A 25,487-nucleotide genomic window follows, 5' to 3' on the forward strand; every position below is an offset into this window, starting at 1 on the left:
AGGAGCAGACAAGGGTGTGCCCGCACCCCCCGTGGAGGTGCGGTCCACGATCAAGGCCTGCCGCGGGTCAGGCCGCCCACGGCCAGCGGGAGTCACGCGCGTCCTCCAGCAGGGACACCATCCGGAAAGCCGAGTCCGACAGGCCGCCGAACGTGTGCCGGTTGCCCGTGCCCGACGGCCCGTGGCCCGCCCGGTAGCCCTCCAGGTTCCAGGTGTAGACCGGGATGCCGGACGGGATCTGGGCGGTCGGGTCGCCGTGCTGGTGCGGGGCGTACTGCTCGTCGGTGACGATCAGCACCCGGTCGTGCTTCCGGTAGTGCCGGCGTACGGCCTCGGTGGTGTCGGTGCCGCCCAGGTTGCCGAAGCGCTCCAGGATCCTCAGCACCGACTCGCCCTTGCGGAACTCCACCTTCGCGCTGGTCGAGCCGAACTCGACGAGGTCGGCGTCCGCCGCCCGCAGCGCGAGCGCGGTGCCGAAGATCGCCGCCGCGTCGGCCCGGGTGAGCTGGGCGCGCTCGGACACCTGCGACCAGAACATCGAGCCCGACCGGTCGACCAGCACCAGCGTGCGGCCCGGCAGCGCGGGCACGTTGGCCAGCGAGTGACCGAGCGCCTGCTCCAGCGGGTACGCCCAGCGCAGCGAGGGCGCGTGCCGGTAGGCGGCCAGGTAGCGGAAGGGGAACTGCCGCGAGCGTGCCACCTGCTCCGGGTCGCTGATCTTCGCCGCGACCCGGGCGGCGACCTCGTCCGAGACCCCGGCCTCGTCGAAGTTCCGCAGGTTGCGGACCAGCGCCATCGCGCCCATGGACGGGATCACGGCCTCCCAGGCCGCCTGGTCCATCGGGCCCTGCAGCCAGCCGGCCAGCGCCTCCCAGGTGACACCGGCCGCCGCGAGCCGCTCCACACCGCCGGGCGCGGTGACGACGGCCCGCCGCTGCTCGACGGGCAGCGCCATCAGCTCGCGGTGCGCGGTGAGCAGCGGGCTGGACGCGGGCGGCACGGCGGTGTCCGGGTTGTGCCGCCGGTCGAGGGCGTACCGGAACAGCTCGCCCTGCCACGGCTTGTCCGGGTCGGGCGCCGCGTGCACCAGGTTGAGGATGTCGCCGTAGCGGTAGCCCTTGGACGCGGTGTCGTACTTGAGCAGCGACTTGGCGTGGTACAGCCGTCGTACGGCGTCGGCGACGCCGCGCTTGACCGGCTTGGGGAGGGCGCGTCCGTACGTCGCCGTCCAGTAGGCGAGCAGCTCGCCGGGCTCGTCCGGGCGCTGGAGCACGGAGTCCACGACCTGCCGGTTGGACGGGCCCGCGGTCGCGCCCGCGGTCAGCCGGGCGTGCACGTACTCGGCGGCGCCCACGATCGAGGCCGTCCGCATGTTGCCCTCGCCGCGCAGCCAGCCGAGCAGGCCGGCCGTCCACTCCGGGTCGCTGACCGCGAGGTCGCGGACGAGTCGGGTGAACCGGTCGTCGCGGTCGGCGCCGCTCTCGTAGAAGGTGTCCTTCGAGACGAAGTTGGAGACCGCGAGAAGGAAAAGCTCGGAACGCGGATCGCGCTCCTGGCCCCGGCCGCCCTCGTAGGTCCGCAGGATGCGGCCCGTCGATGTCACCGCCGACTTCAGCTGCGCCTTGGCGACACGCGTGTTGAATCGCGCCATGGTGAATTCCCCCGAATTCATTCGAGTTTCGGAGGGAGGCACAGCAAATGGAGGGTGTCCGAGATCGGGATCGGCGGCGGACTTTAGTCAGATGCTCTATCCATTGAGCTACACCGACCCGAAGCCGATGACGGGAGTCGAACCCGCAACCTTCTGATCCCATTGAAGTAACCGCTGCCTGCGCACCGGACACCCACCATGTGCTGCGCCTCCCGAGATCAATTCGGCGGCGGTCATGGGTTCTCTTTGGAAAAGAAGTAACCGCAGCCTGCGCACCGGGAGGTGCATGAAGTTTTCGGTGTCCAGAGATCGAGGTCGGCGGAACCGACGGTTGGTGCTCTGCCGCTGAGCTACACCGGCCCGTAGAGCCGGTGGCGGGATTCGAACCCGCGGCCTCCCCATTAAGAGTGGAAGTAGGTCCTGCCTTCGCACCTGGACGTGCATCACTCTAGGAGGGGAGCCGCGGGACGAGCGAGCGAATTAATCACCGCCCGGAGGTCAGTCGCACTTCTGCCGCTTCCAGGGGCCGGTGATGGCGAGCATGATGCCGGGCTCCTGGATGTTGGCGAACAGGGTGCGGCCGTCGGGCGAGAAGGTGACGCCGGTGAACTCGCTGTACTCGGGCTTCTCCGCGGTGCCGATGTTCAGGTCGTTGCGGGCGATGGGGTACGTGCGGCCGCTCTCCGTCGCGCCGAACAGGTGCTGGATGCCCTCGCCGTCCTCGGCGATGACCAGGCCGCCGTACGGGGAGACGGTGATGTTGTCCGGGCCGTCGAAGTTGCCGTTGTCGGCGGACGGGTCCGGGTTGACGCCGAGGAGGACCTTGAGGGTCAGGGTGCGGCGCTTGGGGTCGTAGAACCAGACGGCGCCGTCGTGCTGGACGGGGCTCTCGGTGCGGGCGAAGGAGGAGACGATGTAGGTGCCGCCGTCACCCCACCACATGCCCTCGAGCTTGCGGGCGCGGGTGACCTGGCCCTCGGTGAACTGCTTGCGGACGGAGGTCGTCTTCGCGTCGCGGTCCGGGACGTCCACCCAGTCGACGCCGTAGACGGTGCCGATCTTCGTCGCGCGGGAGAGGTCGTCGATGAACTTGCCGCCGGAGTCGAAGCACTTGAAGGCCTGCAGGACGCCCGCGTCGTCGGCGAGGGTGCGCAGCTTGCCGCGGCCGTGGCGGAAGCCCTCCGGCGGGGTCCAGCGGTAGAGCAGGCCGTTGGGGCCGGCCGCGTCCTCGGTGAGGTACAGGTGGCCGCGCTTGGGGTCGACGACGACGGCCTCGTGGGCGTAGCGGCCGAGCGCCTTGACGGGCTTGGGGTCGCGGTTGGCCCGGCGGTCCTCGGGGTCGACCTCGAAGACGTAGCCGTGGTCCTTGGTCATGCCGTTCTGGCCGGCCTTGTCCTCGGTCTCCTCGCAGGTCAGCCAGGTGCCCCACGGGGTGTTGCCGCCCGCGCAGTTGGTGGAGGTGCCGGCGATGCCGACCCACTCGGCGACATGGTCGCGACGCACCTCGACCACCGTGCAGCCACCGGAGGCGGCGGGGTCGTAGACGAGGCCCTCGGTGAGCGGGACCGGGTACTTCCAGTTGGCGCGCGGGCCCTTCAGCTCGTGGTTGTTGACGAGGAGGGTGGCGCCGCGGGGGCCGTCGAAGGTGGAGGTTCCGTCGTGGTTGGACGGGGTGAACTCACCCGACTCCAGCTGGGTCTTGCCGCTGTAGGTGATGACCCGGTACGTGAAGCCCTCGGGCAGGGCGAGGATGCCGTCCGGGTCGGGGAGCAGCGGGCCGTAGCCGACGCCGTGGTGCCCGTGCGCCGACTCGCCGTCCACGGTCTCGATGTCGTCCGTGGCGGCGAGGGCGTTCGGGGCGGTGGCGAGGGCGCCCACACTGCCCGCCAGTGCGACTCCGGCACCGGTGATCGCGGATTTTCTGGCGAAGTCCCTGCGGGTGAGCGACATGGTGTCTCCTGTGACGGTGGGCGTGCCGTGGTGGAGGGTGGCGGCCTCTCTGCGGCGCTCACGCTCCCGCCATCTTTTGAACGGCGGTTGAACACCGGGCTACTTCAGAGACCCCTGTTCCATGAATCCGTATGCACAGCCCCATGGCCGTCCAAAACACCGGCCATGTCGTTCCCCGGAGACACCAGCTCTTTTCCGCCGCGACCGACGAGTCCGCTCAACCCCAACGAGACCGCTCAACCCCGACAAGCCGGCCCAGCACCGACGAGTCCGCTCAACCCCCGTGTGCCGACCGCGCCTTGAACGCCGCCTTCCGCGCCTCCTTGGCCACCTTCTTGTCCGGGTGCAGCCGCCCCATCGCCTCCAGCACCTCCGCGGTGGCGGGATGCTCCACCCGCCAGGCCGCCGCGAAGAACCCGCTGTGCTGTTCGGCCAGGCCCTCCACCAGCGCCTGCAGCTCCTCGGAGTTGCCCTCGGCGGCCAGCTGCGCAGCCACCGTGTCGATGGTCAGCCAGAAGACCAGTTCCTGCGAGGGCGCGGGCACACCGGAGGCGCCGCGCTCGCTCAGCCACACCCGGGCGAGCCCGCCCAGTTCGGGGTCGTCCAGCACCTCCCGCAGCGCGGGCTCGGCCTCCAGGCCGACGAGGGACAGCGCCTGCTGGCAGCGCAGCCTGCGCAAGGGCGCCCCGGCATCGGCACCCCGCGCCGCGGCCAGCAACTCCCGTGCCGCGGCGAGCGGTTCCCGCCGGACCAGCCACTGTTCGGTCTCCGCCTGGGCCGCGGACTGCCCGAAGTGGGCGGTGCCGTCGAGCAGCACGTCCGCGCCCTTGTCGGAGAGTTCACCGACCGCGGGCGCCTCGAACCCGGCCTCCAGCAGTCGCGCCCGCAGCCCGTACGCGCCGAGCGGGGTCAGCCGGACCATGCCGTAGCGGGAGACGTCGGTGTCGTCCACCGGCGCCGAGGGCTCCTCCTCCGCATCGCCCATCAGCTCCTCGTCCACCGGCCGGTACTCCACCAGACCGACCGGCTCCAGCATCCGGAACTGGTCGTCGAGGCGCATCATCGCGTCGGAGACCTGTTCCAGGACGTCGTTGGTGGGCTCGCCCATGTCGCTGGGGACGATCATCGAGGCGGCGAGGGCGGGCAGCGGCACCGGAGTCTCACCGGGGCCGTCCTCACTGACGGTCAGCAGATAGAGGTTGCCGAGGACGCCGTCGAGGAACTCCGCCTCGGCCTCCGGGTCCCAGTCGAGTGACGAGAAATCGACCTCGCCGCCCTCGTCCAGCGCGTCGACCAGACCGTCCAGGTCGGGCACGCTCGCGTCCGCGAGGACGGTCTCCAGGGCCGCCAGCCAGACGGCGAGCACGTCGTGCGGGGTGCCGCCGGTGAGCAGCGCGAGTTCCTCCCCCGCGGCGACGGTCCCGGCCTCCTCGTCCACGATCTCGACCAGCCCGGCGTCCACGGCCACCCGCCAGGCCTCGCTCGCGAGCGCGGCGGCGTCGTCCCCGCTGAGTCCGAGCAGGTCGGCGGCGGCCGGAAGCTGTTCCTCCAGCAGCCCGCCGCCGGCGTCCACGCGGGTGTCGGGCCCGGCCCAGCGGGCCAGGCGGGCGGCACGGGAGAGCAACGGCGTGGACAGCGCGGCCCGCGCCAGCTCCGCTTCGGGGTGCAGCCGTACGGGCGGCAGGGGGGAGCTGTCTGACATCGGCTGGTTCTCCTCGGGCCATGAAAGGACTCAGCCGCTCAGCCTAGACGGATTTGGACCCATGCCGCCCGGTTCATCTCTCCTTCAGCGCTCGTACATGGCCGAAACCTTGACAACTCCCGGGCGCAGGCAGGAGATTGACGCGCGTAGAAGTTGGGGGGACAACTGTTCACTCTGCTCTACGCGTGTCACGCAGGGCTACGTGCCCCGCACGCTTCCGTCACCACCTCGTCCCGGCGCTCATGTACGCCCCCGGAGGGATTCCCTTGCCGAGCAGGTCTTCCGCGCGCCTCGCCGCGCTCACCGTCGCCGCCGTCTGTTCCGCCGCGTCGGCCGTCGTCCTCACCTCGCCCGCGCACGCCGACTCGGTGCGCATCCACGACATCCAGGGCACGACGCGAATATCGCCGTTCGCGGGCCAGAAGGTCACGGACGTGCCCGGCATCGTCACGGCCACGCGCACCTACGGCTCCTCCAGAGGCTTCTGGATCCAGGACCCGACCCCGGACGACAACCCGGCCACCAGTGAGGGCGTGTTCGTCTTCACCAGCTCGACGCCGAAGGTCGCCGTCGGCGACTCGGTCACGGTGACCGGCACGGTCTCCGAGTACGTCCCGGGCGGCGCCTCCTCCGGCAACCAGTCGGTGACGGAGATCACCAAGCCGACGGTCACCACCGTCTCCACGGGCAACGCGGTCCCGGCCCCGGTCGTGATCGACGAGGACTCGGTGCCGGACACGTACGCCCCGCAGGGCGACACCGCCGCCGCCGGCTCCATCAACGGCCTGGCCCTCGACCCCTCGGCGTACGCCCTGGACTACTACGAGTCCCTGGAGGGCATGAACGTCCAGGTCGAGGACGCCCGTGTGGTCACCGCCACCGACCCCTACAGCGAGCTGTGGGTCACGGTGAAGCCGTGGGAGCACCGCAACCGCCGCGGCGGCACGGTCTACGGCTCCTACGAGTCGCAGAACACCGGCCGGCTGCAGATCCAGTCGCTGGGTGCGACCGCCGACTTCCCGAAGGCGAACGTCGGCGACAGCCTGGAGGGCACCACCACCGGCCCGCTGGACTTCAACCAGTTCGGCGGCTACACCCTGGTCGCGAGCAAGCTCGGCACGCTGGAGAGCGGCGGCCTGGAGCGGGAGACCACGCAGAAGCAGACGCGCGGCGAGCTGGCGGTGGCGACCTACAACGTCGAGAACCTCGACCCGTCGGACGCCACCTTCGACAAGCACGCCGCCGCGATCGTGAACAACCTGCAGTCGCCCGACATCGTGTCCCTGGAGGAGATCCAGGACAACAACGGCGCCAAGGACGACGGCACGGTCGACGCGAGCGAGACCGTGAACAAGCTGATCGACGCGATCGTCGCGGCGGGCGGCCCGAAGTACGACTGGCGCTCGATCAACCCGGTCAACGACCAGGACGGCGGCGAGCCCGGCGGCAACATCCGCCAGGTCTTCCTGTTCAACCCGGAGCGGGTGTCCTTCGTGGACCGCGCGGGCGGCGACTCCACCACCGCCGTCGGCGTCACCAAGGTGCACGGCAAGGCGCAGCTGACGCTCTCACCGGGCCGGATCGACCCGGACAACGCGGCCTGGAAGAGCAGCCGCAAGCCGCTGGCCGGCGAGTTCGTCTTCCGCGGCAAGACGGTCTTCGTGATCGCCAACCACCTCAACTCCAAGGGTGGCGACCAGGGTCTGACCGCGCAGTACCAGCCGCCGGTGCGCAGCTCGGAGATCCAGCGCCACGCGCAGGCGACCGAGGTGAACGCGTTCGTCAAGGACATCCTGTCCGTGCAGAAGAACGCGAACGTCATCGCGCTCGGCGACATGAACGACTTCGAGTTCTCCGAGACCGCGAAGATCCTCGAGGGCGACGGCGAGCTGTGGTCGGCGATCAAGTCGCTGCCGAAGAGCGAGCGTTACACCTACGACTACCAGGGCAACCAGCAGGTCCTGGACCAGATCCTGGTCAGCCCGGCGATCCGGCGCGGCTGCGACTTCGAGTACGACAGCGTGCACATCAACTCGGAGTTCAACGACCAGATCTCCGACCACGACCCGCAGGTGCTGCGGTTCCGTCCGTAACTCCCCTCAGGACCGGCTGAACACGCCGTTCAGCCAGTCCTGCCAGGCGGTCTCGTTCGCCTCGGCATCGGCGTCCGGCGCGAAGTCGTGCACGCTGATGCCGAGCGGAGCGCCCCAGTGGCCGCGGCCGAAGAAGCGGATGAGGGCGCTGTCGGTGCGCAGGCCGATGAAGTACGGGTTGCGGTAGTCGAGTACGGCGTCCAGGGTCCGCCCGCCGGGCCCCTGGGCGCTGACCTTCGTGCCCGCGGCCGTGTCGTCCGCGAGGCCGAGCGCGCGGGCGACGGCGGCGAGCGCCCGCGGGGTCTGCGAGGCCGCGGGCCCCTGCAGCTGGGCGAAGGTGACCGGGCGGGGCGCGAAGTGCGTGAGGTACTCGCACAGCGTGTGCAGGTAGAAGTTGGTGTGCTTGCTCGCGCCGTCGTACTGGTTGTTCCAGTCGTCGGTGAAGATGCCGCTGTGGACGTAGCGCACCCAGGCGCGGCGGCCCTCGTCGCGGGGCTCGATCGTGTAGTCGAGCTGGTTGAGCGACTGGATAGGGAAGCCGACGTCCTCGCTGCGGTTGGTGTAGCGGTGGGGCGGGTCCCAGGCGGTGACGCTGGACCCGAAGGGGCCGCTGCCGCCCACCCGGGGCTCGGGCGGGTCCATCGGCCAGAGGTAGCCACCGGTTCCGGTGGTGATCGCCTCCCACACCTTCTCCGGCGGGACGTCGACCTCGAACTCGCGGACGATCTCGAATTCCTTGGACATGGCGGGCTCTCCTGCTGACTACTGTTCCAGTTCGGGGGCGGGCTGGTCCTTGACCGTGGGGTGGAGGGCGACGACGATCCGGTGGTCGCGGCCGCCCTCGGCGTCGGGGGCGTCGTACTTGCGGATCAAGGCACTCACGCCCGCCGTCAGCTCCTGCACGAAGGCCGCGCGGTCGGCGGCGGAGGCGAAGCGGACCTCGCCGTCCAGGGCGTAGGTCGCCAGCTGCTTGCGGGCCTTCGCGGCACCGGTGATCAGCGCGCCGACGTCCCGCACCAGGCGGGCGCCGAGCGCGAGCAGCCAGCGCGCGGAGAGCTGGTCACGGAAGCGGTCCGGGTCCGGCTGCACGGGGGCGAGCGCGGCCGGCGAGATGACGTACGACGCGGCGGTCGCGCGCATCAGCCGCTCGGTGACATTGCCCTTGCGGCGCTCCCCGGCCAGCTCGACCAGGCCGTGCCGCTCCAGCGCCTTGAGGTGGTAGTTCACCTTCTGCCGGGGCAGTCCGACCTGCCCGGCCAGCATCGTCGCCGACGCCGGTCCGGCGGCCAGCTCGGCGAGCAGCCTGGCCCGTATCGGGTCGAGCGATACGACTGCTGCCTCGGGGTCCTCGATCACGGTCACGTCCAGCATGCGTCCACCCTCTCACCGAAAACTTTTCTTGTCCAGATGGGCAGAGTTTTCGGTGGGAGGGTGTGCGGAACCCCCGCGTCGCCGGCGGGCCGGGGCGCGCTCAGTGACGCCGGCGGGCCGGGGCGCGCTCAGTGGTGCCGGCGGCGCAGCACGCCCGCCGTGGCCAGGGCGGCACCCGCCGCGCCCGCGATCAGCAGGGGGCGCGGGTGTGCGGCGGCGCTCGTGCGCAGCTGGACGGTCATGGCGCCGGCCTTGTCCTTCAGGTCGGCGGCCCGGGTGGACGCCCGGCCCTTCACATCGGCCCGGTCCCGCCACTGGGTGACGGTGTGGCCGAGCCGGCTGCGGGTCTGTTCGAACTGGTGCCGCAGCTCGTCGGGGCCCTTGGCGCCCGAGCCGTGCGGGATCCTGTGCTTCATCGGTGTGCCCTTTCCCTGATCACATCGCCGACAGGGTGTTCCGCCTCCTCTCCGTGCGGAACCTCCGGGTACCCCCACCGAAGACCGTCAGTCGCCCTCCGCTCCCCCGGCCCCGCGTTCGCCGAGCCGGGCGAGTTGGGTCTGGAACCAGTCGAGCCTGGCCTGCAACAGGGCGGCCTCCGCGACGAGTTCGGGTACGCCCAGTTCACCGTCGGCCGTCAACCCGGCGTCAGCAGCTGCCGCACCGCCGACGCCCGCGACCACCCGCAGACCCTCCCCGGCCAGCCGGGCGAATCCGGCGAGCGAGACGGACGTACGACCCCGCACACAGCCCGCGCACGCGGGGGCGAGGCCCCGCCAGCCGGGTCTGCCCCAGTCGTCGTCGGCGGCCAGTGCGACCGCGGTGGCACCGCAGGCGCAGGGACCGACGGTCGCCGTGCGCACCCGCTGGCGGGCGTAGCGGAAGCCGCGCTCGAAGCGGATGTAGGCGCCGAGCACGGAGACTTCGAGCAGGACCGCGGCCCGGTGTTCGGCCGCGCACAGCAGCGCCTCGGCGGTCGCGCGGTCGTGCACGCAGTGGAAGCCGCAGTCGCACAGGCGCGCGGGCGAGCGGTGTCGGCGCCCGTAGACGCAGGAGGCGTCGTCGAGCACGCCGTACGGCAGCGCGCTGCCCAGTGACACGCCGGTGAACCCGGCCCGGGTGCCGTCCTGGGACAGCACCGGGCGGGCGATCTTGTATCCGGTCGGCGGCTCCGTCGGGCGTTCGGCCGGGAGCCGCAGCCTCATCGGGCCGCCGGTACCTCTTCGCGGGCCGGCTCGGCCGGTGCGCTGAGGGTGGTCTCCTCGGGGAGCCGCGGCTCCTCCTCGTGGACGAGCGGCCGCTCCTCGGCGACCCCGGTGGCCAGTGCCTTGCCGAGCTTCATGGTGCCTCCCAGGACCGACGTTGACCCCCATAGTGACCCACGCGGGGCCGGGTTGCACATAGGGCCTTCAGCCGTCCGCCCCCTCAATTCATCAGCGATGCTTAGCAATACCTCTTAGAAGAATTAAGTAGAGCTTCACCGTTGCCGTGCCGAGACTACTCCCATGACGACTCGACGCCGGCCCTTCGGCCGCACGCTCTGCGCGATGATCACCCCGTTCACCGAGGCGGGCACGCTCGACGTGGAGGGGGCGCGGCGGCTGGCCGGCCGGCTGGTGGCGGAGGGCTGCGACGGCCTGGTGCTGAACGGCACCACGGGCGAGTCGCCGACCACCACGGACGCGGAGAAGGCGGAGCTGATCGCGGCCGTGCGGGAGACGGTCGGCGACGGTGTCCCGCTGGTCGCGGGCGTCGGCACCGCCGACACCCGGCACACGATCGAGCTGGCCCTCGCCGCCGAGAAGGCGGGCGCCGACGGGGTGCTGGTGGTGACGCCGTACTACAGTAAGCCGCCGCAGGAGGCGCTGGAGGCGCACTTCCGCCAGGTCGCCGACGCGAGCGGGCTGCCCGTGATGCTCTACGACATCCCGGGCCGCACGGGCACCCGGATCGAGCCGGAGACGATGATCCGCCTCGCCGGACACCCGCGGATCGTGGCGGTCAAGGACTGTTCCTACGATTTCCTCGGCACCCAGAAGGTGCTGGCGCACACGGAGTTGGCGTACTACGCGGGCTGCGACGAGCATGTCCTCGCGCTGTACGCGGTGGGCGCGGCCGGGTGCGTGAGCACGGTCGCCAACGTCGTGCCGGGCCGTTTCGCGGCCATCCTGGACGCGTTCGACGCGGGGGACACGGCCCGGGCGACCGAACTCCAGCTGCGGGCCACGCCGTTGATCGAGGCGATGATGGGCGCGGGCCTGCCCGGCGCGGTCACCGCCAAGGCGCTCCTCGGTGAACTCGGGCTGCCCGCGGGGCCGGTGCGGGCACCGCTGCTGCCCGCCGGCCGGGAGGCGGCCGACGGGCTGCTGGCGCTCTACGAGGAGCTGGTCAGCGGGTCGCGAACAGCGGATCCCAGCGGCCGTCGCTGAAGTCCTTCGGCGAGCGGAAGCCGCTGAGCGGCTGCACCTTGTCGCTGCCGATGGTGACGAGGACCAGCCGCTGGTGGAACTCGTTGCCGTCGCCGCCGATGCCCCAGGCGATCAGCCGCTTGCCGTCGGCCCAGGCGAGCAGCTGCTGACCGGGCACCGTGGTGACGAACTTGCCGGTGGCGGCGTCGCCGATGGAGGAGGCGATCACCTTGCCGTGCCCGGCGAAGTCGCCCGCCGCGTACTTCCCGTCGGGCGAGAGGCCGGCCTCGACGTACGGCCGCAGGTTCCTCTCCACGGTGGGCGTCTGCACGTCCGTACCGTCGAGGGCGTGGTACTTGCGGCCCGGGTTCTCGGTCAGGGGTTCCCAGAGGTACTTCCCGTCGTGACTGAACTCCAGATCCGTGCGCGGGTTGCCACCCATCCCATATTGGTCCTTCCAGAACGGCAGCTTGTGCCACTGCCCCTCGCCCGAGGCGACGTCGATCACGGTGAACCCGGTCCGGCTGGACACCCGTTGCGGCTCCATCTTGGAGTTGACCTCGACCTTGGCGCTCCAGAAGGCGCGGTCGGGGTTCTTGGCGTAGGTGGTGACGGCCAGCTTGGTCCCGTCCGGCGAGAAGGCGGCCCCGCCGGCGCCCTGCGGCACCGGGATCCACCGCTTGACCTCGCCACTGGCCAGGTCGAGCAGCCCCACCCGGCCGGCGGGCAGCTTCCGCTCCAGTACGGCGGCCGTGCGCGCGCCCGGCGCGACGGTCACGAAGGACCAGCGGTCGTCCTTCTTGTACGTGCCGGTCTTGGGGTCCAGCAGCCGGTAGGTCTGGGTGTAGATCCAGTCCTTGTCCGGCAGCTTCACGGTCTTCAGCGTGCTGTACCCGGCCATGAGGGTGTCCCCGGCGCTGATCACATCGCGCGGCGGCGACTGATCGGGGTGGGCCACGACCCGGCCGTCGGGGACTCCGGCGGGTCGTACGTCCCGGCCACCGCCGTCCAGCATCGGCACACCCACGGCGACGGCGACCACGGCCGCGGCGGACGCGGCGACCCCGGCGATCCGGCGGGTACGACGCCTGCGGCGCAGCACGAACACCCGGTCCGCGAGGTTCGCGGCCGCGGGCTGCGCCTGTCCCGCCATCTCCTTCAGGGAGTCGCGTACCAGTTCCTCGACGTTCACGGACGCACCTCCACGGGCGAGAAGTCACGGGACGGCCGCTGGTCGTTGCCGTCCGGGCCGAACGAGGCCAGCTCGGGCGCGAGCGCACGCAGCCGGGCCAGGGAGCGGTGGGTGGTGGACCGTACGGTGCCGACGGAGCAGCCCAGCAGCCGGGCCACGTCCGCCTCGGGCAGGTCCTCGAAGTAACGCAGCACCAGCACGGTGCGCTGGCGGGCGGTGAGCCGGGACAGCGCGGTACGCAGCACGAGCCGCAGCTCGGCGGTGCCGGACGCGTCCGGGGCCGCGGCGGCCTCCGGCAGCTCGGCGACCGTGACCTCCCGGCGGCGCCACTTCAGCCGCCAGCGGCTGACCTGCTGCCGGTAGAGGATCCGCCGGACATAGGCCTCCGGCTCGTCGATCCGCTGCCACCGCCCGGCCGCCTTGACCAGCGCGTTCTGCAGCAGATCCTCGGCCGCGTGCTGGTCCCCGCCACTGAGCAGGACGGCCGTCTTCAGCAGCGCCGAGGACCTACCGGCCACGAACTGTCGAAAACTCTCCTGCGCTTGGGCATCCATCGTCACCTTCTCTTCCCCCGGGCCGACCTGCTGTCCGGGCCCTGTACCCCAAGTGACGTGCGGGACGGCCCGCCGCTATGCCTGCCCATGACAAAAAAATTCCGCAGCTCGCACGCCCGCGCCGCCCTACCGTGCCCCCGTGACCCGCCCCCTGCTGTTCCTGGATGTCGACGGCCCCCTGAACCCGTACGCGGCCAAGCCGGAACGCCGCCCCGCGGGCTGTACGACGATCCGGGCGTCCGTGCGCCCGGGCCGCCCCCTGCGCGTCTGGCTGAACCCGTCCCACGGCCCGGCGCTGCTGTCGCTCGGCTATGAGCTGTGCTGGGCGACGACGTGGATGGCGGAGGCCAACCGCTGGATCGCGCCGGTCGTCGGGCTGCCCGAGCTGCCGTACGTCGACTTCGGGGACAGCCTCTTCGTCGAGCGGCCGGACGATGGGGGTCCCCCCGCTCGAGCGAAGCCGAGAGTGGGGGAGCACTGGAAGACCGAGGCAATCGTGGCGTACGCGGCGGGTCGCCCCCAGCAGGACTTCGCGGCGCTGGCAGACGCCCTGGGTGGGCTCGTGACACGGCTGTGACAGTCGGCGGACAGCGCCATGACGTTATCGACCCAAACTCGAAGAAAGAGGGCGAAAAGCCGATATCGGACATTTGCCCACTGCTTCCGAGGACGCGAGCAGCGACGACCCAGTCGACCGCCTAAGGATCTCCCATGAGCCTCACCCTCACCACGGCGACCACCGAAGCCCCGGCCCCCGAGCTGGCTCCGCGTGAGCGGGAGACCCTGCGGCACATCGCCGCCGGCCGCACCTACCTGCAGACCGCCCGCCACATGGGACTCTCCAAGCACACGGTCGACGCCTACCTGCGCCGCATCCGCGCCAAGCTCAACATCAACAGCACGGCCGAGCTGACCCGGCTGGCCATCTCCATGGGCCTGTGACAGAGAGGGGAAACGAACGCAACGGCGGCCGCACACGCGGCCGCCGTTGATCGTCTGCGTCGCTAGACTCAGTTGTGGCTGTGCAGGATGTCGTTCAGACCGCCCCACACCGCGTTGTTCGGACGGGCCTCGACGACACCGGTGACCGAGTTGCGGCGGAAGAGGATGTTGGAGGCGCCGTTCAGCTCACGGGCCTTGACGATCTGGCCGTCGGGCATCGTCACCCGGGTGCCCGCGGTGACGTACAGGCCGGCCTCGATCACGCACTCGTCGCCGAGCGCGATGCCGACACCCGCCTCGGCACCGATCAGGCAGCGCTCACCGATGGAGATGATCACGTTGCCGCCACCGGACAGCGTGCCCATGGTGGACGCGCCGCCGCCGATGTCCGAGCCGTCGCCGACCACGACACCCGCGGAGATACGGCCCTCGACCATGGAGGTACCGAGCGTGCCGGCGTTGAAGTTCACGAAGCCCTCGTGCATGACCGTGGTGCCCGCGGCGAGGTGCGCGCCGAGGCGGACCCGGTCGGCGTCGGCGATCCGCACGCCCTTGGGGGCGACGAAGTCGGTCATCCGCGGGAACTTGTCGATCGAGGTGACCTGGAGGTGCAGACCCTCGGCACGGGCGTTCAGCCGCACCTTCTCGACGTCGTCCACGGCGACCGGGCCGAGCGAGGTCCAGGCCACGTTGGCGAGGTGCCCGAAGATGCCGTCCAGGTTCTGGCCGTGCGGCTTGACCAGGCGGTGCGAGAGCAGGTGGAGGCGCAGGTAGACGTCGTGCGCGTCGAGCGGCTTGTCGTCGAGGGAGGCGATGACCGTACGGACCGCGACCACCTCGACACCCCGGCGGGCGTCCGGGCCGACCGCCGCGGTGGCGCCGCTGCCGAGCAGCTCGGCGGCCTGCTCGGCGGAGAGCCGCTCGGTGCCGGCGGGGCCGGGCTCCACGGCCAGCTCGGGGGCCGGGAACCAGGTGTCGAGAACGGTGCCGTCGGAGGCGAGAGTGGCGAGACCGGCGGCGACGGCGCCGGTGGTACGGGAAGCAGTGTCGGTCATGAAGGAAACCTAACGCGGGGGAGGGCGTGGGAGCGAACCCGCGCGGGGGGCGTCTCAGGTGCCGGGCGCGGGTTCAGGGGATCACCCGAGCCAGCACGCCGCGCGCGTACTCCTCGTCGTAGGAACCGCCCGTCAGCAGCACCTGCAGACAGATGCCGTCCATCAGCGCGAGCAGGGCCCGGGCCGTCACCGGATCGGTGTGTTCGGCGAGCCGCGCGGCCGTCTCCTCGGTCCACTGGGCGGCGACGGGGCGCAGGGCGGGGCGCCTGAGGGCCGCGAGATACAGCTCGTACTCCAGCTCGACACCCGGCCGGTCCCCGCCCAGCCACTCGCCGAGGATCCGGGCGAGGCCCGCCGCCAGGTCGCCGTGGGCGTCCGCCAGCACCCCGCTGGCGTCGAGCACCCCGGCGAAGCCCTCGTTGGCCTGGTACAGGGCGGCCACCAGGAGGTCGTCCAGGGTGGCGAAGTGATAGGTCGTGGAGCCGAGCGGCACGTCCGCCTCGGCGGCGACGGTGCGGTGACTCAGCCCGGCGATGCCCTTCTCCCCCACGACCCGGATCGCCGCGTCGATGATCCGCTGGCGCCGCTCGGGGTCGTAACGGCGGGGCATCAGTGCGCCCCGCCCAGGTTCAGCACCACCACTCCCCCGACGATCAGCAGGATCCCGGTGACCTTGGCCGCGCTCAGCCCCTCCCCGAACAGCACCAGGCCGATGACGGCGATGGTCGCGGTGCCCACCCCGGCCCAGATCGCGTACGCCGTGCCGATCGACACGCTCTTCAGCGTCTGGGCGAGCAGTGCGAAGGAGACGACGTAGCCCAGCGCCGTCACGAGCGAGGGCCAGAGCCTGCTGAACCCCTCGCTGTACTTCATCGCCGTCGTGGCGGCGACCTCGGCGGCGATGGCGCCGGCGAGCAACAGGTATCCCATGAGGACAAGCGTACACAACGTTATGTACGACCGTACACAACAGGAAAGTTTCAGTTTCACAGAAACCGCTCGCTACACCACCCCGCTCCACTAATGTGCAGCCCCTCGGCACCACTTCGGCTTCACACGTCACTCACCTCACCCACACAACCCCCGGCCGCCGCCCCGGGCGGCGGTGGAGAACCGTATGCCTGAGAACACCCCCCACTCCCCGCAACGCCAGCCCTGGGAGAACGGCTGGACCCCGGACACCTCCCGGGCTCCCGGCACCCGAAGACTCTGGCTGGCCGGCGCACTTGCCGTGGCCACGATCGCAGCCTGTGTGACGGCGATAGCCGTCAACGACAGGACCCACGACCAGCAGGCCACCCCGCCCGCGACCGGAGCACCCACGGACAACGGCCCCGGCCTGCTCTCCTTCGCCTCCCCTTCGACGAGTACGACCGCTCCGCCGAAGGGCAGCACGAGCATGACCTCGCCGACCCCCTCCAGCACCGCGTCCCCCACGCCCACCCACACGGCCGACGCGAAGCCCACCCCCGCCAAGTCCCCGGCTCACCACGGAAGTTCCCGGAAGCCGGCCGCCGACCGGCGCTCGATCCAGTCCCTGAACTACCCCGACCGCTACTGGCACGTCGTCGGCGACTACGTGAAGCTCGACCCGGTCGACTCCCCCTCCGCCCGCCGCGCCGCCACCTTCACCCTGGTCAAGGGCCTGTCGGACGCCCGCTGTTACTCCTTCGCCACGGCCGACGGCGACTACCTCCGCCACCGCAACTTCGTCCTGCGCGCCGAACACGACGACGGCTCCCGCCTGTTCCGCCAGGACGCCACGTTCTGCCCCCGCACCTCCTCCGTCACCGGCGCGACCATGCTGGAGTCGGCCAACTACCCCGGCCGCTTCCTGCGCCACCAGAACTTCCAGCTGGAGCTGGACCCGTACCAGAACACGGACCTGTACCGGGCGGACTCGGCGTTCCGGCTGGTGGACGGGCTCGCCTGAGCCGACGAAGCCGGACACACGAAGCCGGACACACGGAAGCGGCGGCACCCGTCAGGTGCCGCCGCTTCACGTACGCGGATGTCTCAGACGTTGAACCCGAGCGCCCGAAGCTGCTCCCGGCCGTCGTCCGTGATCTTGTCGGGGCCCCACGGGGGCATCCAGACCCAGTTGATGCGGAGTTCGCTGACCAGGCCGTCCGTGGCGGACTTGGCCTGGTCCTCGATGACGTCCGTCAGCGGGCAGGCGGCGGAGGTCAGGGTCATGTCGATCGTCGCGATGTTCGCGTCGTCGATGTGGATGCCGTAGATCAGCCCGAGGTTGACCACGTCGATGCCCAGCTCGGGGTCGACGACGTCGTACAGCGCCTCGCGGAGTTCCTCCTCCGAGGCCGGCTTCATCTCAACGGTCTCGCTCATGCCGTCTTCCTTTCGGCGTCGGCCCCGCCCAGGGCCTGGGCCGTCGCGTCCTTCCACGCCATCCAGCTGAGGAGGGCGCACTTGACCCGGGCCGGGTACTTGGAGACACCGGCGAACGCGACCGCGTCCTCCAGCACCTCCTCCATCGCGTCGTCCGGCTCGATCCGGCCCTTGGACTGCATCAGCTCCAGGAAGGTCTCCTGGATCTTCTGCGCCTCGGCCAGTTCCTTGCCGACGAGGAGTTCGTTCAGCACGGAGGCCGAGGCCTGGCTGATGGAGCAGCCCTGGCCCTCGTACGAGACGTCCTCGATGGTCGTGCCGTCGTACTTCACTCGGAGGGTGATCTCGTCGCCGCACGTCGGGTTCACGTGGTGCACCTCGGCGTCGCCATCCCGGAGACCACGCCCGTGCGGGTTCTTGTAGTGGTCCAGGATGACTTCCTGGTACATGGAGTCCAGCTTCACGGTTTCAGCTCACGCCTCTCAGCCGAAGAAGTTCCGTACGTGCTCCAAGCCGTCGACCAGTGCGTCGATCTCGGCCGGCGTGGAGTACAGATAGAACGACGCTCGCGTGGTCGCAGGAATTCCGTAGCGGAGGCAGACGGGCCGCGCGCAGTGGTGGCCGACGCGGACCGCGATGCCCTGCTCGTCGAGGACCTGGCCCACGTCGTGCGGGTGGATGTCCCCGAGGGTGAAGGAGATCGCGGCGCCGCGGTCCTCGGCCGTGGTCGGGCCGATGATCCTCAGGTCCGGGACCTCCGCCAGGCGCTTGACCGCGTACTCCGTGAGCGCGTGCTCGTGGGCGAGGATCCTGTCCATGCCGATCGAGTTCAGGTAGTCGATCGCGGCGCCCAGGCCGACGGCCTGCGCGATCGGGGGCGTACCCGCCTCGAACTTGTGGGGCGCGGGAGCGTAGGTCGAGGAGTGCATCGACACCGTCTCGATCATCTCGCCGCCGCCCAGGAACGGAGGCAGGTCCTCCAGCAGCTCCTGGCGGCCCCAGAGGACGCCGATGCCGGTCGGGCCGCACATCTTGTGGCCGGTGAAGGCCACGAAGTCGGCCTGCAGGGCCTGCACGTCCAGCGGCATGTGCGGGGCGGCCTGCGAGGCGTCGATGCACACCAGCGCACCGACCTCCTGCGCCCGGCGCACTATCGCCTCGACCGGGTTGATCGTGCCCAGGATGTTCGACACCAGCACGAAGGAGACGATCTTCGTCTTCTCGGTGATGATCTCGTCGATGTTGGAGAGGTCGAGACGGCCGTCGTCGGTGAGGCCGAACCACTTCAGCTTCGCGCCCGTGCGCTGCGCCAGCAGCTGCCACGGCACGATGTTGGAGTGGTGCTCCATCTCCGTGATGACGATCTCGGTCTCGTGGTCCACCCGGTAGGGCTCGTCGGCCCAGCCCAGCATGTTCGCCACGAGGTTCAGCGACTCGGAGGCGTTCTTGGTGAAGATCACCTCGTCGCGGCTCGGCGCGTTGATGAACGCGGCGACCTTGTCACGCGCGCCCTCGTACAGCGCCGTGGCCTCCTCGGCGAGCACATGCACACCGCGGTGGACGTTGGCGTTGTAGCGCTCGTAGTACTCGCTCAGGGCGTCCAGCACCTGGCGCGGCTTCTGCGAGGTCGCCGCGTTGTCCAGGTACACGAGCTTCTTGCCGTCGTGGATCAGTCGGTCCAGGACGGGGAAGTCCTTGCGGATCGCCTCGGTGTCGAGGAGGCCCGGCAGCTGTGTCACTCGGATGCGCCACCCTTCGTGTACGACTCGTAGCCCTCGTCCTCCAGCTTGTCGGCGAGCTCGGCACCGCCGGACTCGACGATCCGGCCCGCGGAGAAGACGTGGACGTAGTCGGGCTTGATGTAGCGCAGGATGCGCGTGTAGTGCGTGATCAGCAGGGTGCCGACCTCGCCGGTCTCACGGACGCGGTTGACGCCCTCGGAGACGATGCGGAGCGCGTCGACGTCCAGACCGGAGTCGGTCTCGTCGAGGATCGCGACCTTCGGCTTGAGCAGCTCGAGCTGGAGGATCTCGTGGCGCTTCTTCTCACCGCCGGAGAAGCCCTCGTTGACGTTGCGCTCGGCGAAGGCCGGGTCCATGTTGAGGCGCTCCATGGCCTCCTTGACCTCCTTCACCCAGGTACGCAGCTTGGGGGCCTCGCCGCGGATGGCGGTGGCGGAGGTGCGCAGGAAGTTGGAGACCGAGACGCCGGGGACCTCGACCGGGTACTGCATCGCCAGGAACAGGCCCGCGCGGGCGCGCTCGTCGACGGACATCTCCAGGACGTCCTCGCCGTCGAGCAGCACGGTGCCGCCGGTGATCGTGTACTTCGGGTGACCCGCGAGCGAGTAGGCGAGGGTCGACTTGCCGGAGCCGTTGGGGCCCATGATGGCGTGCGTCTCGCCCTGCTTCACGGTGAGGTCGACGCCCTTGAGGATCTCCTTCGTGGCGTTGTCGGCCTCGACGGTGACGTGCAGGTCTCGGATTTCAAGCGTTGCCATGGGTGCCTCAGGACTCCTGGGTGAGGGAGACGAGAACGTCGTCCCCTTCGATCTTTACGGGGTAAACGGGGACGGGGCGCGTCGCGGGGAGGCCGGACGGCTTGCCGGTGCGGAGGTCGAAGCTGGAGCCGTGCAGCCAGCACTCGATCTGACAGTCCTCCACCTCGCCCTCGGAGAGCGAGACGTTCGCGTGGGAGCAGATGTCGTGGATCGCGAAGACCTCGCCCTCGGTCTGCACGATGGACACGGGCGTGCCGTCGAGTTCCACCCGCTTCGGGGTGTCCTCCTCCAGCTCGCTCAGCCCACAGGCGCGTACGAAGGTCATGCGACCGAAGCCTCCAGCTCCTGCTCGATCTTCGCGAGCAGGCGCTCCTCGATGTCCGTGACACCGATCTGCTGGACCAGCTCGGCGAAGAAGCCACGGACGACGAGACGGCGGGCCTCGTACTCCGGGATGCCGCGGGCCATCAGGTAGAAGAGCTGCTCGTCGTCGAAGCGGCCGGTCGCGGAGGCGTGGCCGGCGCCGACGATCTCGCCGGTCTCGATCTCCAGGTTCGGCACCGAGTCGACCCGCGCGCCGTCCGTGAGGACCAGGTTGCGGTTCATCTCGTACGTGTCCGTGCCCTCGGCCTTGGCCTCGATGAGCACGTCGCCGATCCACACCGCGTGCGCGTCGTCGCCCTGGAGCGCGCCCTTGTAGGCGACATTCGACTTGCAGTGCGGAGTGTTGTGGGTGACCAGCAGGCGGTGTTCCTGGTGCTGCCCGGCGTCCGTGAAGTACAGGCCGAAGAGCTCGGCCTCGCCGCCCGTGCCGGCGTACGTCACGCGCGGGTGCAGACGGACGAGGTCGCCGCCGAAGGTGACCACGAACGACTTGAAGGTGGCGTCCCGGCCGATCAGCGCGTTGTGCTGGCCGACGTGCACGGCCTTGTCGTCCCAGTCCTGGACGGAGACGACGGTCAGCTTGGCGCCGTCGCCCAGGATGTAGTCGACGTTGGCGGCGAGCACCGCGTCACCGGTGTGGTCGATGACGACGACGGCCTCGGCGAAGGCACCCAGTTCGATGACCTGGTGGCCGAAGGCGACCCCGCCCGCACCGTGCACGGCGATGCGGATCGGCTCGGTGAGCACCGTCTCCTTGGGGACGGTGACCACGCCGGCCTGCTCGAACGCCGAGTACGCCTGGGCGGCCACGCGGTCCACCGGGGTGCCCGCCTTGCCGACGCGCGCGTCGTCGCGGCCGACGGTCTCGACGGTGACGCCCTCGGGGGCCTCGACGGTGACCTTCACGCCCTCGCCGTTGGCGACGGCGGTGCCGTCGTGCAGCCCGCGCAGGCGCTCCAGCGGGGTGAACCGCCACTCCTCCTCGCGGCCGTGCGGGACCGGGAAGTCCGCGACGTCGTAGGACGGGGGCGCGCTCATGCGCGTGGCGACGGTCGACTCGGCGGCCACCGCGATCTGGCCGGCGGTGGTGGAGCCCACCGGGATGTTCTGAGCCTCAGCCATGGCTGTCGTAGTGCTCGCTTTCTGAGTAAGACGTGTGCTGACCGATGGGGCTGGCTTAGCCGACCGCGCCTTCCATCTGCAGCTCGATCAGCCGGTTGAGCTCAAGGGCGTACTCCATCGGGAGCTCCTTGGCGATCGGCTCGACGAAGCCGCGCACGATCATCGCCATCGCCTCGAACTCGGTCATGCCCCGGCTCATCAGGTAGAAGAGCTGGTCGTCGCTGACCTTGGAGACGGTCGCCTCGTGGCCCATGGACACGTCGTCCTCGCGGACGTCCACGTACGGGTACGTGTCGGAGCGGGAGATGGTGTCGACGAGCAGCGCGTCGCACAGCACGTTCGACTTGGAGCCATGGGCGCCCTCGCCGATCTCGACGAGACCGCGGTAGGACGTACGACCGCCACCGCGCGCCACCGACTTGGAGACGATGTTGGACGAGGTGTTCGGCGCCATGTGGACCATCTTGGAGCCGGCGTCCTGGTGCTGCCCCTCGCCCGCGAAGGCGATGGAGAGGGTCTCGCCCTTGGCGTGCTCGCCCATCAGGTAGACGGCCGGGTACTTCATCGTCACCTTGGAGCCGATGTTGCCGTCGATCCACTCCATGGTCGCGCCCTCGTAGGCCACGGCGCGCTTGGTGACCAGGTTGTAGACGTTGTTCGACCAGTTCTGGATGGTCGTGTAGCGGCAGCGGGCGTTCTTCTTGACGATGATCTCGACCACGGCGCTGTGCAGCGAGTCCGACTTGTAGATCGGGGCCGTACAACCCTCGACGTAGTGCACGTAGGCACCCTCGTCGACGATGATCAGGGTCCGCTCGAACTGGCCCATGTTCTCCGTGTTGATCCGGAAGTAGGCCTGGAGCGGGATCTCCACGTGGACGCCCGGCGGGACGTAGATGAAGGAGCCGCCCGACCACACGGCGGTGTTCAGCGACGCGAACTTGTTGTCACCGACCGGGATGACCGTGCCGAAGTACTCCTTGAAGAGCTCCGGGTGCTCCTTCAGCGCGGTGTCGGTGTCGAGGAAGATGACGCCCTGCTCCTCCAGGTCCTCGCGGATCTGGTGGTAGACGACCTCCGACTCGTACTGGGCGGCGACACCGGCGACGAGGCGCTGCTTCTCGGCCTCCGGGATGCCCAGCTTGTCGTAGGTGTTCTTGATGTCCTCGGGCAGGTCCTCCCAGGACTCCGCCTGCTTCTCCGTGGAGCGCACGAAGTACTTGATGTTGTCGAAGTCGATGCCCGACAGGTCCGAGCCCCAGTTCGGCATGGGCTTCTTCTCGAAGAGGCGCAGGCCCTTGAGGCGGAGCTTGGTCATCCACTCCGGCTCGGACTTCTTCCCCGAGATGTCCCGGACCACGTCCTCGTTCAGACCACGCTTCGCAGAGGCGCCGGCCTCGTCGGAGTCGGCCCAACCGTATTCGTACTTGCCCAGACCCTCGAGTTCGGGGTGGGCAGTCTCCGTGGGGAGAGTCATGCGGGGTTCCTCCCGGCCGTGCTAGCAGATGCGTTGTCGCTGGTCTTGGAAATCTTGGGGATGAACGTCGTGCAGACGCCGTCGCCGTGCGCGATGGTCGCCAGTCGCTGGACGTGGGTCCCCAGCAGCTCGGCGAAGATCTCCGTCTCCGCCTCGCACAGCTGCGGGAACTGTTCCGCCACGTGGGCGACCGGGCAGTGGTGCTGGCACAGCTGTTCGCCGACCGGTGCGCTACGCGCCGTAGCAGCGTACCCGTCCACGCTCAGGGCCTTGGCCAGCGCTTCGGTGCGCTCGTCGGGGCTGACGCTCTCGATCGCCTTGCGGTACGCGCCCGCCTGGGCGGCGATCCGGGCGCGGGCGAAAGCGGCGACCGCGTCGGCCCCGCCCTCCCGCTCGGCGATCCAGCGCAGGGCGTCCGCGGCGAGCTTGTCGTACGACTGGTCGAAGGCGTCCCGGCCGCAGTCCGTCAGCGCGAAGACCTTGGCCGGACGGCCACGCGTGCGCGTGCCGTACACCCGCTGCTCGCGCGCCTCGACGACGTCGTCCGCGACCAGCGCGTCCAGATGCCGTCGTACGGCCGCCGGGGTCAGGCCCAGGCGTCCGGCGAGTTCGGTGACGGTCGACGGGCCGTGGTCCAGGATGGACCGCGCGACCCGGTTGCGCGTCGAGCGCTCCCCAGTCGCGAGCTCCTCCTGAGGGGAACCCACCGGGGTCTCCCGAGCCTCGCCGACGTTTTTCACAACGCCATTGTTGCGTAATTCTTCGGAGCCTGACAAGCGCCGTCGGGATCATCAGGCGGTGCCCTGCGTCACTTAGGCATACCTAATCTGACCTGCGGAAATGATCTTCTGATCGATCATTCGGCGGTGGTCCGCCGATCGTCCGACCTGGGCCGGGACCGCAAAACGGTGGCGTCTTCCACGCCCGTCGGGAAGACTCCCGAACCATGTCCACACCCCCTCCGACCGGCCCTCTTGTCACTCGCGACACGGTCTCCACGCAGCTGCGGCTGCTGGGTGTCGAGACCGGCGAGATCCTCCTCGTACATTCCTCGCTGAGTTCCCTCGGCTGGGTCAACGGAGGCGCCGTCGCCGTCGTCCAGGGACTCCTCGACGCGCTCGGCCCCTCCGGCACGCTCGTCGTGCCCACCCAGACCGGCGGCCTGTCCGACCCGGCCGTGTGGGGCAGCCCTCCGGTGCCCGAGGAGTGGTGGGACCGGATCCGGGCCACGATGCCCGGCTACGACCCCCTGATCACCCCGTCGCGCGGGGTCGGGGTGATACCGGAGGCCGTCCGCACCTGGCCGGGTGCCCTGCGCAGCGCGCACCCGCAGACCTCCTTCGCCGCGCTCGGGCCCCGCGCCGCGGAGATAGTCGACGGCCACGCCCCCGACTGCCGGCTGGGCGAGCGCAGCCCGCTGGCCAGGCTGGAGCGGCTGGGCGCCCGGGTGCTGCTGCTCGGCGCGGGTTACGACGCCTGCACCAGCTTCCACCTGGCCGAGTACCGCATACCGTCGCCGCTGGTGCCGGTCGGCCGGCCGGCGCCGGGCGGTGGCTGGGAGACGGTGACCGAGGTGTCGATCACCTCGGACCGCTTCGACGAGCTGGGCCACGACTTCGAACGGGACCGTCCCGTCGTACGCGGCAAGGTGGGCGCGGCCGACGCCCGGCTGTTCCCGGTGGCGGACGCGGTGGCCTACGCCGAACGGTGGCTGGCCGTGCACCGCCCCCGTGAGGAGGAGTTCCCCTACCCGCCCGCCTGAACGGCCCAGCGCCTCCCTAGACTCTGGATCCATGCGAAGTGAGCCCGTGGTCCAGGTCCAGGCCCTGGTGAAGCGGTACGGCACGAAGACCGCGGTGGACGGCCTCGACCTGGCGGCCCAGGCGGGAGTGACCGCCGTACTCGGCCCCAACGGGGCGGGGAAGACGACCACGGTCGAGACCTGCGAGGGGTACCGGAAGCCGGATGCCGGCACGGTGCGCGTCCTGGGCCTCGACCCGGTACGGCAGGCCGCCGAGCTGCGTCCGCGCATCGGCGTGATGCTCCAGTCCGGGGGCGTGTACTCCGGCGCCAGAGCGGACGAGATGCTGCGCCACGTCGCCAAGCTGCACGCGCACCCGCTGGACGTGGACGCGCTGATCGAACGCCTCGGGCTCGGCTCCTGCGGCCGCACCAGCTACCGCCGGCTGTCCGGCGGCCAGCAGCAGCGGCTGGCGCTCGCCATGGCCGTCGTCGGGCGCCCGGAACTGGTCTTCCTCGACGAGCCGTCGGCCGGCCTCGACCCGCAGGCCCGCCGGGCCACCTGGGACCTGGTCAGGGACCTGCGCGCCGACGGCGTCTCGGTGATCCTCACCACGCACCACATGGAAGAGGCCGAGCAACTCGCCGACGACGTCGCGATCATCGACGGCGGCCGGGTCATCGCCCAGGGCTCCCCGGAGGAGCTGTGCAAGGGCGGCGCCGAGAACACCCTGCGCTTCACCGGCCGTCCCGGCCTCGACGTGGCCTCCCTGCTCAAGGCGCTCCCGGCCGACTGCACGGCCGCCGAGCTGACCCCGGGCAGCTACCGGGTCGTCGGCAAGGTCGACCCGCAGCTGCTGGCCACGGTGACCTCGTGGTGCGCCCAGCACGGGGTGATGCCGGACCGGATCTCGGTGGAGCGGCACACCCTGGAAGACGTTTTTCTTGAGCTGACCGGCAAGGAGCTGCGCTCGTGACGACCGCGACGGGTACGTACGCC

General features: G+C 70.3%; 27 protein-coding genes, 1 tRNA gene and 1 pseudogene. 7 read left to right on the forward strand and 22 right to left on the reverse strand.

All coding sequences use genetic code 11. The features are described from left to right. Nucleotides 1-67: 67 nt before the first annotated feature. The 4 genes from BEK98_RS02985 to BEK98_RS02995 form a co-directional block, all read right to left on the reverse strand. On the reverse strand, nucleotides 68-1,651 hold the full coding sequence (locus tag BEK98_RS02985) for a TROVE domain-containing protein (protein ID WP_094214768.1): 1,584 nt from the start codon (nucleotides 1,649-1,651) through the stop codon (nucleotides 68-70). 369 nt (nucleotides 1,652-2,020) lie between these two features. Continuing rightward, a tRNA-Lys gene (locus BEK98_RS48850) sits at nucleotides 2,021-2,090 on the reverse strand. Nucleotides 2,091-2,149: 59 nt separating this feature from the next. Then, on the reverse strand, nucleotides 2,150-3,601 hold the full coding sequence (locus tag BEK98_RS02990) for an alkaline phosphatase PhoX (RefSeq protein ID WP_094214769.1): 1,452 nt from the start codon (nucleotides 3,599-3,601) through the stop codon (nucleotides 2,150-2,152). 274 nt (nucleotides 3,602-3,875) lie between these two features. Beyond that, nucleotides 3,876-5,303: a hypothetical protein gene (locus BEK98_RS02995; RefSeq protein ID WP_094214770.1), complete on the reverse strand. Its 1,428-nt coding sequence runs from the start codon at nucleotides 5,301-5,303 to the stop codon at nucleotides 3,876-3,878. Between the two features lie 266 nt (nucleotides 5,304-5,569). Here BEK98_RS02995 and BEK98_RS03000 point away from each other — a divergent pair, with 266 nt between their 5' ends. Next, a complete protein-coding gene (locus BEK98_RS03000) occupies nucleotides 5,570-7,396 on the forward strand; it encodes an endonuclease/exonuclease/phosphatase family protein (protein WP_094214771.1) in 1,827 nt (608 codons plus the stop codon). 6 nt (nucleotides 7,397-7,402) lie between these two features. Here BEK98_RS03000 and BEK98_RS03005 read toward each other — a convergent pair whose 3' ends face one another. From BEK98_RS03005 to BEK98_RS48855, 5 genes are all read right to left on the reverse strand, one after another. Further along, nucleotides 7,403-8,140 carry an SRPBCC family protein gene (locus BEK98_RS03005; protein WP_094214772.1) on the reverse strand — a complete coding sequence of 246 codons (738 nt, stop codon included), beginning with the start codon at nucleotides 8,138-8,140 and terminating at the stop codon, nucleotides 7,403-7,405. An 18-nt stretch (nucleotides 8,141-8,158) separates the two neighbouring features. Further along, a complete protein-coding gene (locus tag BEK98_RS03010; RefSeq protein ID WP_094214773.1) occupies nucleotides 8,159-8,767 on the reverse strand; it encodes an ArsR/SmtB family transcription factor in 609 nt (202 codons plus the stop codon). Between the two features lie 128 nt (nucleotides 8,768-8,895). Next, entirely contained in the window at nucleotides 8,896-9,183 is a 288-nt protein-coding gene (locus BEK98_RS03015; RefSeq protein WP_094214774.1) for a DUF3618 domain-containing protein, read from the reverse strand. 87 nt (nucleotides 9,184-9,270) lie between these two features. Next, nucleotides 9,271-9,969 (reverse strand): hypothetical protein, encoded by a 699-nt coding sequence (locus tag BEK98_RS03020; protein ID WP_094214775.1) that lies wholly within the window; start codon nucleotides 9,967-9,969, stop codon nucleotides 9,271-9,273. Next, on the reverse strand, nucleotides 9,966-10,106 hold the full coding sequence (locus BEK98_RS48855) for a hypothetical protein (RefSeq protein WP_167444074.1): 141 nt from the start codon (nucleotides 10,104-10,106) through the stop codon (nucleotides 9,966-9,968). Before BEK98_RS48855 ends, BEK98_RS03020 begins: the two co-directional genes overlap by 4 nt. Nucleotides 10,107-10,269: 163 nt before the next feature. Between BEK98_RS48855 and dapA the strand changes: the two genes are divergently transcribed. Further along, nucleotides 10,270-11,193 carry a 4-hydroxy-tetrahydrodipicolinate synthase gene (gene dapA, locus BEK98_RS03025; RefSeq protein ID WP_094214776.1) on the forward strand — a complete coding sequence of 308 codons (924 nt, stop codon included), beginning with the start codon at nucleotides 10,270-10,272 and terminating at the stop codon, nucleotides 11,191-11,193. On the opposite strand, the gene BEK98_RS03030 is transcribed toward dapA, so the two are convergent. Both BEK98_RS03030 and BEK98_RS03035 read right to left on the reverse strand, forming a co-directional pair. Then, nucleotides 11,153-12,364 (reverse strand): WD40 repeat domain-containing protein, encoded by a 1,212-nt coding sequence (locus tag BEK98_RS03030; RefSeq protein WP_094214777.1) that lies wholly within the window; start codon nucleotides 12,362-12,364, stop codon nucleotides 11,153-11,155. The two genes, dapA and BEK98_RS03030, sit on opposite strands and share 41 nt — an antisense overlap. Further along, on the reverse strand, nucleotides 12,361-12,918 hold the full coding sequence (locus tag BEK98_RS03035; protein ID WP_094214778.1) for a SigE family RNA polymerase sigma factor: 558 nt from the start codon (nucleotides 12,916-12,918) through the stop codon (nucleotides 12,361-12,363). The genes BEK98_RS03030 and BEK98_RS03035 overlap by 4 nt, the downstream gene beginning before the upstream one ends. Before the next feature lie 139 nt (nucleotides 12,919-13,057). Between BEK98_RS03035 and BEK98_RS03040 the strand changes: the two are divergent. Together BEK98_RS03040 and BEK98_RS03045 are read left to right on the forward strand one after the other, a co-directional pair. Beyond that, a pseudogene (locus BEK98_RS03040) lies at nucleotides 13,058-13,438 on the forward strand (hypothetical protein); the annotation flags it as partial. 191 nt (nucleotides 13,439-13,629) lie between these two features. Then, entirely contained in the window at nucleotides 13,630-13,860 is a 231-nt protein-coding gene (locus BEK98_RS03045) for a response regulator transcription factor (RefSeq protein ID WP_094214779.1), read from the forward strand. A gap of 68 nt (nucleotides 13,861-13,928) precedes the next feature. Here the strand turns inward: BEK98_RS03045 and dapD are convergent, their stop codons facing one another. The 3 genes from dapD to BEK98_RS03060 all read right to left on the reverse strand — a co-directional run bounded on the left by dapD (nucleotide 13,929) and on the right by BEK98_RS03060 (nucleotide 15,845). Further along, nucleotides 13,929-14,915 carry a 2,3,4,5-tetrahydropyridine-2,6-dicarboxylate N-succinyltransferase gene (dapD, locus tag BEK98_RS03050; RefSeq protein ID WP_094214780.1) on the reverse strand — a complete coding sequence of 329 codons (987 nt, stop codon included), beginning with the start codon at nucleotides 14,913-14,915 and terminating at the stop codon, nucleotides 13,929-13,931. Between the two features lie 73 nt (nucleotides 14,916-14,988). After that, nucleotides 14,989-15,525: a TetR/AcrR family transcriptional regulator gene (locus tag BEK98_RS03055; protein WP_094214781.1), complete on the reverse strand. Its 537-nt coding sequence runs from the start codon at nucleotides 15,523-15,525 to the stop codon at nucleotides 14,989-14,991. Continuing rightward, nucleotides 15,525-15,845, reverse strand: coding sequence for a DMT family transporter (locus BEK98_RS03060; protein ID WP_094214782.1), 321 nt, complete (start codon nucleotides 15,843-15,845; stop codon nucleotides 15,525-15,527). The genes BEK98_RS03055 and BEK98_RS03060 overlap by 1 nt, the downstream gene beginning before the upstream one ends. A 187-nt stretch (nucleotides 15,846-16,032) precedes the next feature. Here BEK98_RS03060 and BEK98_RS03065 point away from each other — a divergent pair, with 187 nt between their 5' ends. Next, nucleotides 16,033-16,848, forward strand: coding sequence for an AbfB domain-containing protein (locus BEK98_RS03065; RefSeq protein WP_094214783.1), 816 nt, complete (start codon nucleotides 16,033-16,035; stop codon nucleotides 16,846-16,848). Between the two features lie 83 nt (nucleotides 16,849-16,931). On the opposite strand, the gene BEK98_RS03070 is transcribed toward BEK98_RS03065, so the two are convergent. From BEK98_RS03070 to BEK98_RS03105, 8 genes are read right to left on the reverse strand one after another with little or no spacing between them, the layout of a single operon-like run. Continuing rightward, nucleotides 16,932-17,264 carry a metal-sulfur cluster assembly factor gene (locus BEK98_RS03070; RefSeq protein ID WP_094214784.1) on the reverse strand — a complete coding sequence of 111 codons (333 nt, stop codon included), beginning with the start codon at nucleotides 17,262-17,264 and terminating at the stop codon, nucleotides 16,932-16,934. Next, on the reverse strand, nucleotides 17,261-17,728 hold the full coding sequence (gene sufU / locus BEK98_RS03075; RefSeq protein ID WP_094214785.1) for a Fe-S cluster assembly sulfur transfer protein SufU: 468 nt from the start codon (nucleotides 17,726-17,728) through the stop codon (nucleotides 17,261-17,263). The genes BEK98_RS03070 and sufU overlap by 4 nt, the downstream gene beginning before the upstream one ends. A gap of 18 nt (nucleotides 17,729-17,746) precedes the next feature. After that, on the reverse strand, nucleotides 17,747-19,003 hold the full coding sequence (locus BEK98_RS03080) for a cysteine desulfurase (protein ID WP_094214786.1): 1,257 nt from the start codon (nucleotides 19,001-19,003) through the stop codon (nucleotides 17,747-17,749). Next, nucleotides 19,000-19,764 carry a Fe-S cluster assembly ATPase SufC gene (sufC, locus tag BEK98_RS03085; RefSeq protein WP_094214787.1) on the reverse strand — a complete coding sequence of 255 codons (765 nt, stop codon included), beginning with the start codon at nucleotides 19,762-19,764 and terminating at the stop codon, nucleotides 19,000-19,002. The genes BEK98_RS03080 and sufC overlap by 4 nt, the downstream gene beginning before the upstream one ends. A gap of 7 nt (nucleotides 19,765-19,771) precedes the next feature. Further along, on the reverse strand, nucleotides 19,772-20,089 hold the full coding sequence (locus tag BEK98_RS03090; protein ID WP_094214788.1) for a non-heme iron oxygenase ferredoxin subunit: 318 nt from the start codon (nucleotides 20,087-20,089) through the stop codon (nucleotides 19,772-19,774). Continuing rightward, complete coding sequence (gene sufD / locus BEK98_RS03095) at nucleotides 20,086-21,270, reverse strand: Fe-S cluster assembly protein SufD (protein WP_094214789.1); 1,185 nt, start codon at nucleotides 21,268-21,270, stop codon at nucleotides 20,086-20,088. Before sufD ends, BEK98_RS03090 begins: the two co-directional genes overlap by 4 nt. 55 nt (nucleotides 21,271-21,325) lie before the next feature. Next, nucleotides 21,326-22,747, reverse strand: a complete 1,422-nt coding sequence (gene sufB, locus BEK98_RS03100) for a Fe-S cluster assembly protein SufB (RefSeq protein ID WP_094214790.1) — start codon at nucleotides 22,745-22,747, stop codon at nucleotides 21,326-21,328. After that, a complete protein-coding gene (locus tag BEK98_RS03105; RefSeq protein ID WP_094214791.1) occupies nucleotides 22,744-23,487 on the reverse strand; it encodes a helix-turn-helix transcriptional regulator in 744 nt (247 codons plus the stop codon). Before BEK98_RS03105 ends, sufB begins: the two co-directional genes overlap by 4 nt. Before the next feature lie 206 nt (nucleotides 23,488-23,693). Here BEK98_RS03105 and BEK98_RS03110 point away from each other — a divergent pair, with 206 nt between their 5' ends. Continuing rightward, the gene (locus BEK98_RS03110) at nucleotides 23,694-24,509 is read left to right on the forward strand and encodes an AAC(3) family N-acetyltransferase (RefSeq protein WP_094214792.1); all 816 of its coding nucleotides are present in this window, start codon (nucleotides 23,694-23,696) and stop codon (nucleotides 24,507-24,509) included. A 31-nt stretch (nucleotides 24,510-24,540) separates the two neighbouring features. Continuing rightward, complete coding sequence (locus BEK98_RS03115; protein ID WP_094214793.1) at nucleotides 24,541-25,464, forward strand: ABC transporter ATP-binding protein; 924 nt, start codon at nucleotides 24,541-24,543, stop codon at nucleotides 25,462-25,464. Nucleotides 25,465-25,487: the final 23 nt, after the last annotated feature.

It is taken from the genome of Streptomyces diastatochromogenes (assembly GCF_002242805.1).
GTDB lineage: Bacteria > Actinomycetota > Actinomycetes > Streptomycetales > Streptomycetaceae > Streptomyces > Streptomyces diastatochromogenes.

Bases quoted from the DNA above. Each gene is read 5' to 3' on its own strand.
- BEK98_RS03020 (WP_094214775.1), bottom strand. From the start codon at position 9,969: ATGAGGCTGCGGCTCCCGGCCGAACGCCCGACGGAGCCGCCGACCGGA.
- BEK98_RS03010 (WP_094214773.1), bottom strand. From the start codon at position 8,767: ATGCTGGACGTGACCGTGATCGAGGACCCCGAGGCAGCAGTCGTATCG.
- sufB (WP_094214790.1), bottom strand. From the start codon at position 22,747: ATGACTCTCCCCACGGAGACTGCCCACCCCGAACTCGAGGGTCTGGGC.
- BEK98_RS02985 (WP_094214768.1), bottom strand. From the start codon at position 1,651: ATGGCGCGATTCAACACGCGTGTCGCCAAGGCGCAGCTGAAGTCGGCG.
- BEK98_RS03045 (WP_094214779.1), top strand. From the start codon at position 13,630: ATGAGCCTCACCCTCACCACGGCGACCACCGAAGCCCCGGCCCCCGAG.
- BEK98_RS03065 (WP_094214783.1), top strand. From the start codon at position 16,033: ATGCCTGAGAACACCCCCCACTCCCCGCAACGCCAGCCCTGGGAGAAC.
- BEK98_RS03110 (WP_094214792.1), top strand. From the start codon at position 23,694: ATGTCCACACCCCCTCCGACCGGCCCTCTTGTCACTCGCGACACGGTC.
- BEK98_RS03035 (WP_094214778.1), bottom strand. From the start codon at position 12,918: ATGGATGCCCAAGCGCAGGAGAGTTTTCGACAGTTCGTGGCCGGTAGG.
- BEK98_RS03060 (WP_094214782.1), bottom strand. From the start codon at position 15,845: ATGGGATACCTGTTGCTCGCCGGCGCCATCGCCGCCGAGGTCGCCGCC.
- sufC (WP_094214787.1), bottom strand. From the start codon at position 19,764: ATGGCAACGCTTGAAATCCGAGACCTGCACGTCACCGTCGAGGCCGAC.
- BEK98_RS03015 (WP_094214774.1), bottom strand. From the start codon at position 9,183: ATGAAGCACAGGATCCCGCACGGCTCGGGCGCCAAGGGCCCCGACGAG.
- dapD (WP_094214780.1), bottom strand. From the start codon at position 14,915: ATGACCGACACTGCTTCCCGTACCACCGGCGCCGTCGCCGCCGGTCTC.
- BEK98_RS02990 (WP_094214769.1), bottom strand. From the start codon at position 3,601: ATGTCGCTCACCCGCAGGGACTTCGCCAGAAAATCCGCGATCACCGGT.
- BEK98_RS03005 (WP_094214772.1), bottom strand. From the start codon at position 8,140: ATGTCCAAGGAATTCGAGATCGTCCGCGAGTTCGAGGTCGACGTCCCG.
- BEK98_RS03070 (WP_094214784.1), bottom strand. From the start codon at position 17,264: ATGAGCGAGACCGTTGAGATGAAGCCGGCCTCGGAGGAGGAACTCCGC.
- BEK98_RS03090 (WP_094214788.1), bottom strand. From the start codon at position 20,089: ATGACCTTCGTACGCGCCTGTGGGCTGAGCGAGCTGGAGGAGGACACC.
- BEK98_RS03055 (WP_094214781.1), bottom strand. From the start codon at position 15,525: ATGCCCCGCCGTTACGACCCCGAGCGGCGCCAGCGGATCATCGACGCG.
- dapA (WP_094214776.1), top strand. From the start codon at position 10,270: ATGACGACTCGACGCCGGCCCTTCGGCCGCACGCTCTGCGCGATGATC.
- sufD (WP_094214789.1), bottom strand. From the start codon at position 21,270: ATGGCTGAGGCTCAGAACATCCCGGTGGGCTCCACCACCGCCGGCCAG.
- BEK98_RS03115 (WP_094214793.1), top strand. From the start codon at position 24,541: ATGCGAAGTGAGCCCGTGGTCCAGGTCCAGGCCCTGGTGAAGCGGTAC.
- BEK98_RS02995 (WP_094214770.1), bottom strand. From the start codon at position 5,303: ATGTCAGACAGCTCCCCCCTGCCGCCCGTACGGCTGCACCCCGAAGCG.
- BEK98_RS48855 (WP_167444074.1), bottom strand. From the start codon at position 10,106: ATGAAGCTCGGCAAGGCACTGGCCACCGGGGTCGCCGAGGAGCGGCCG.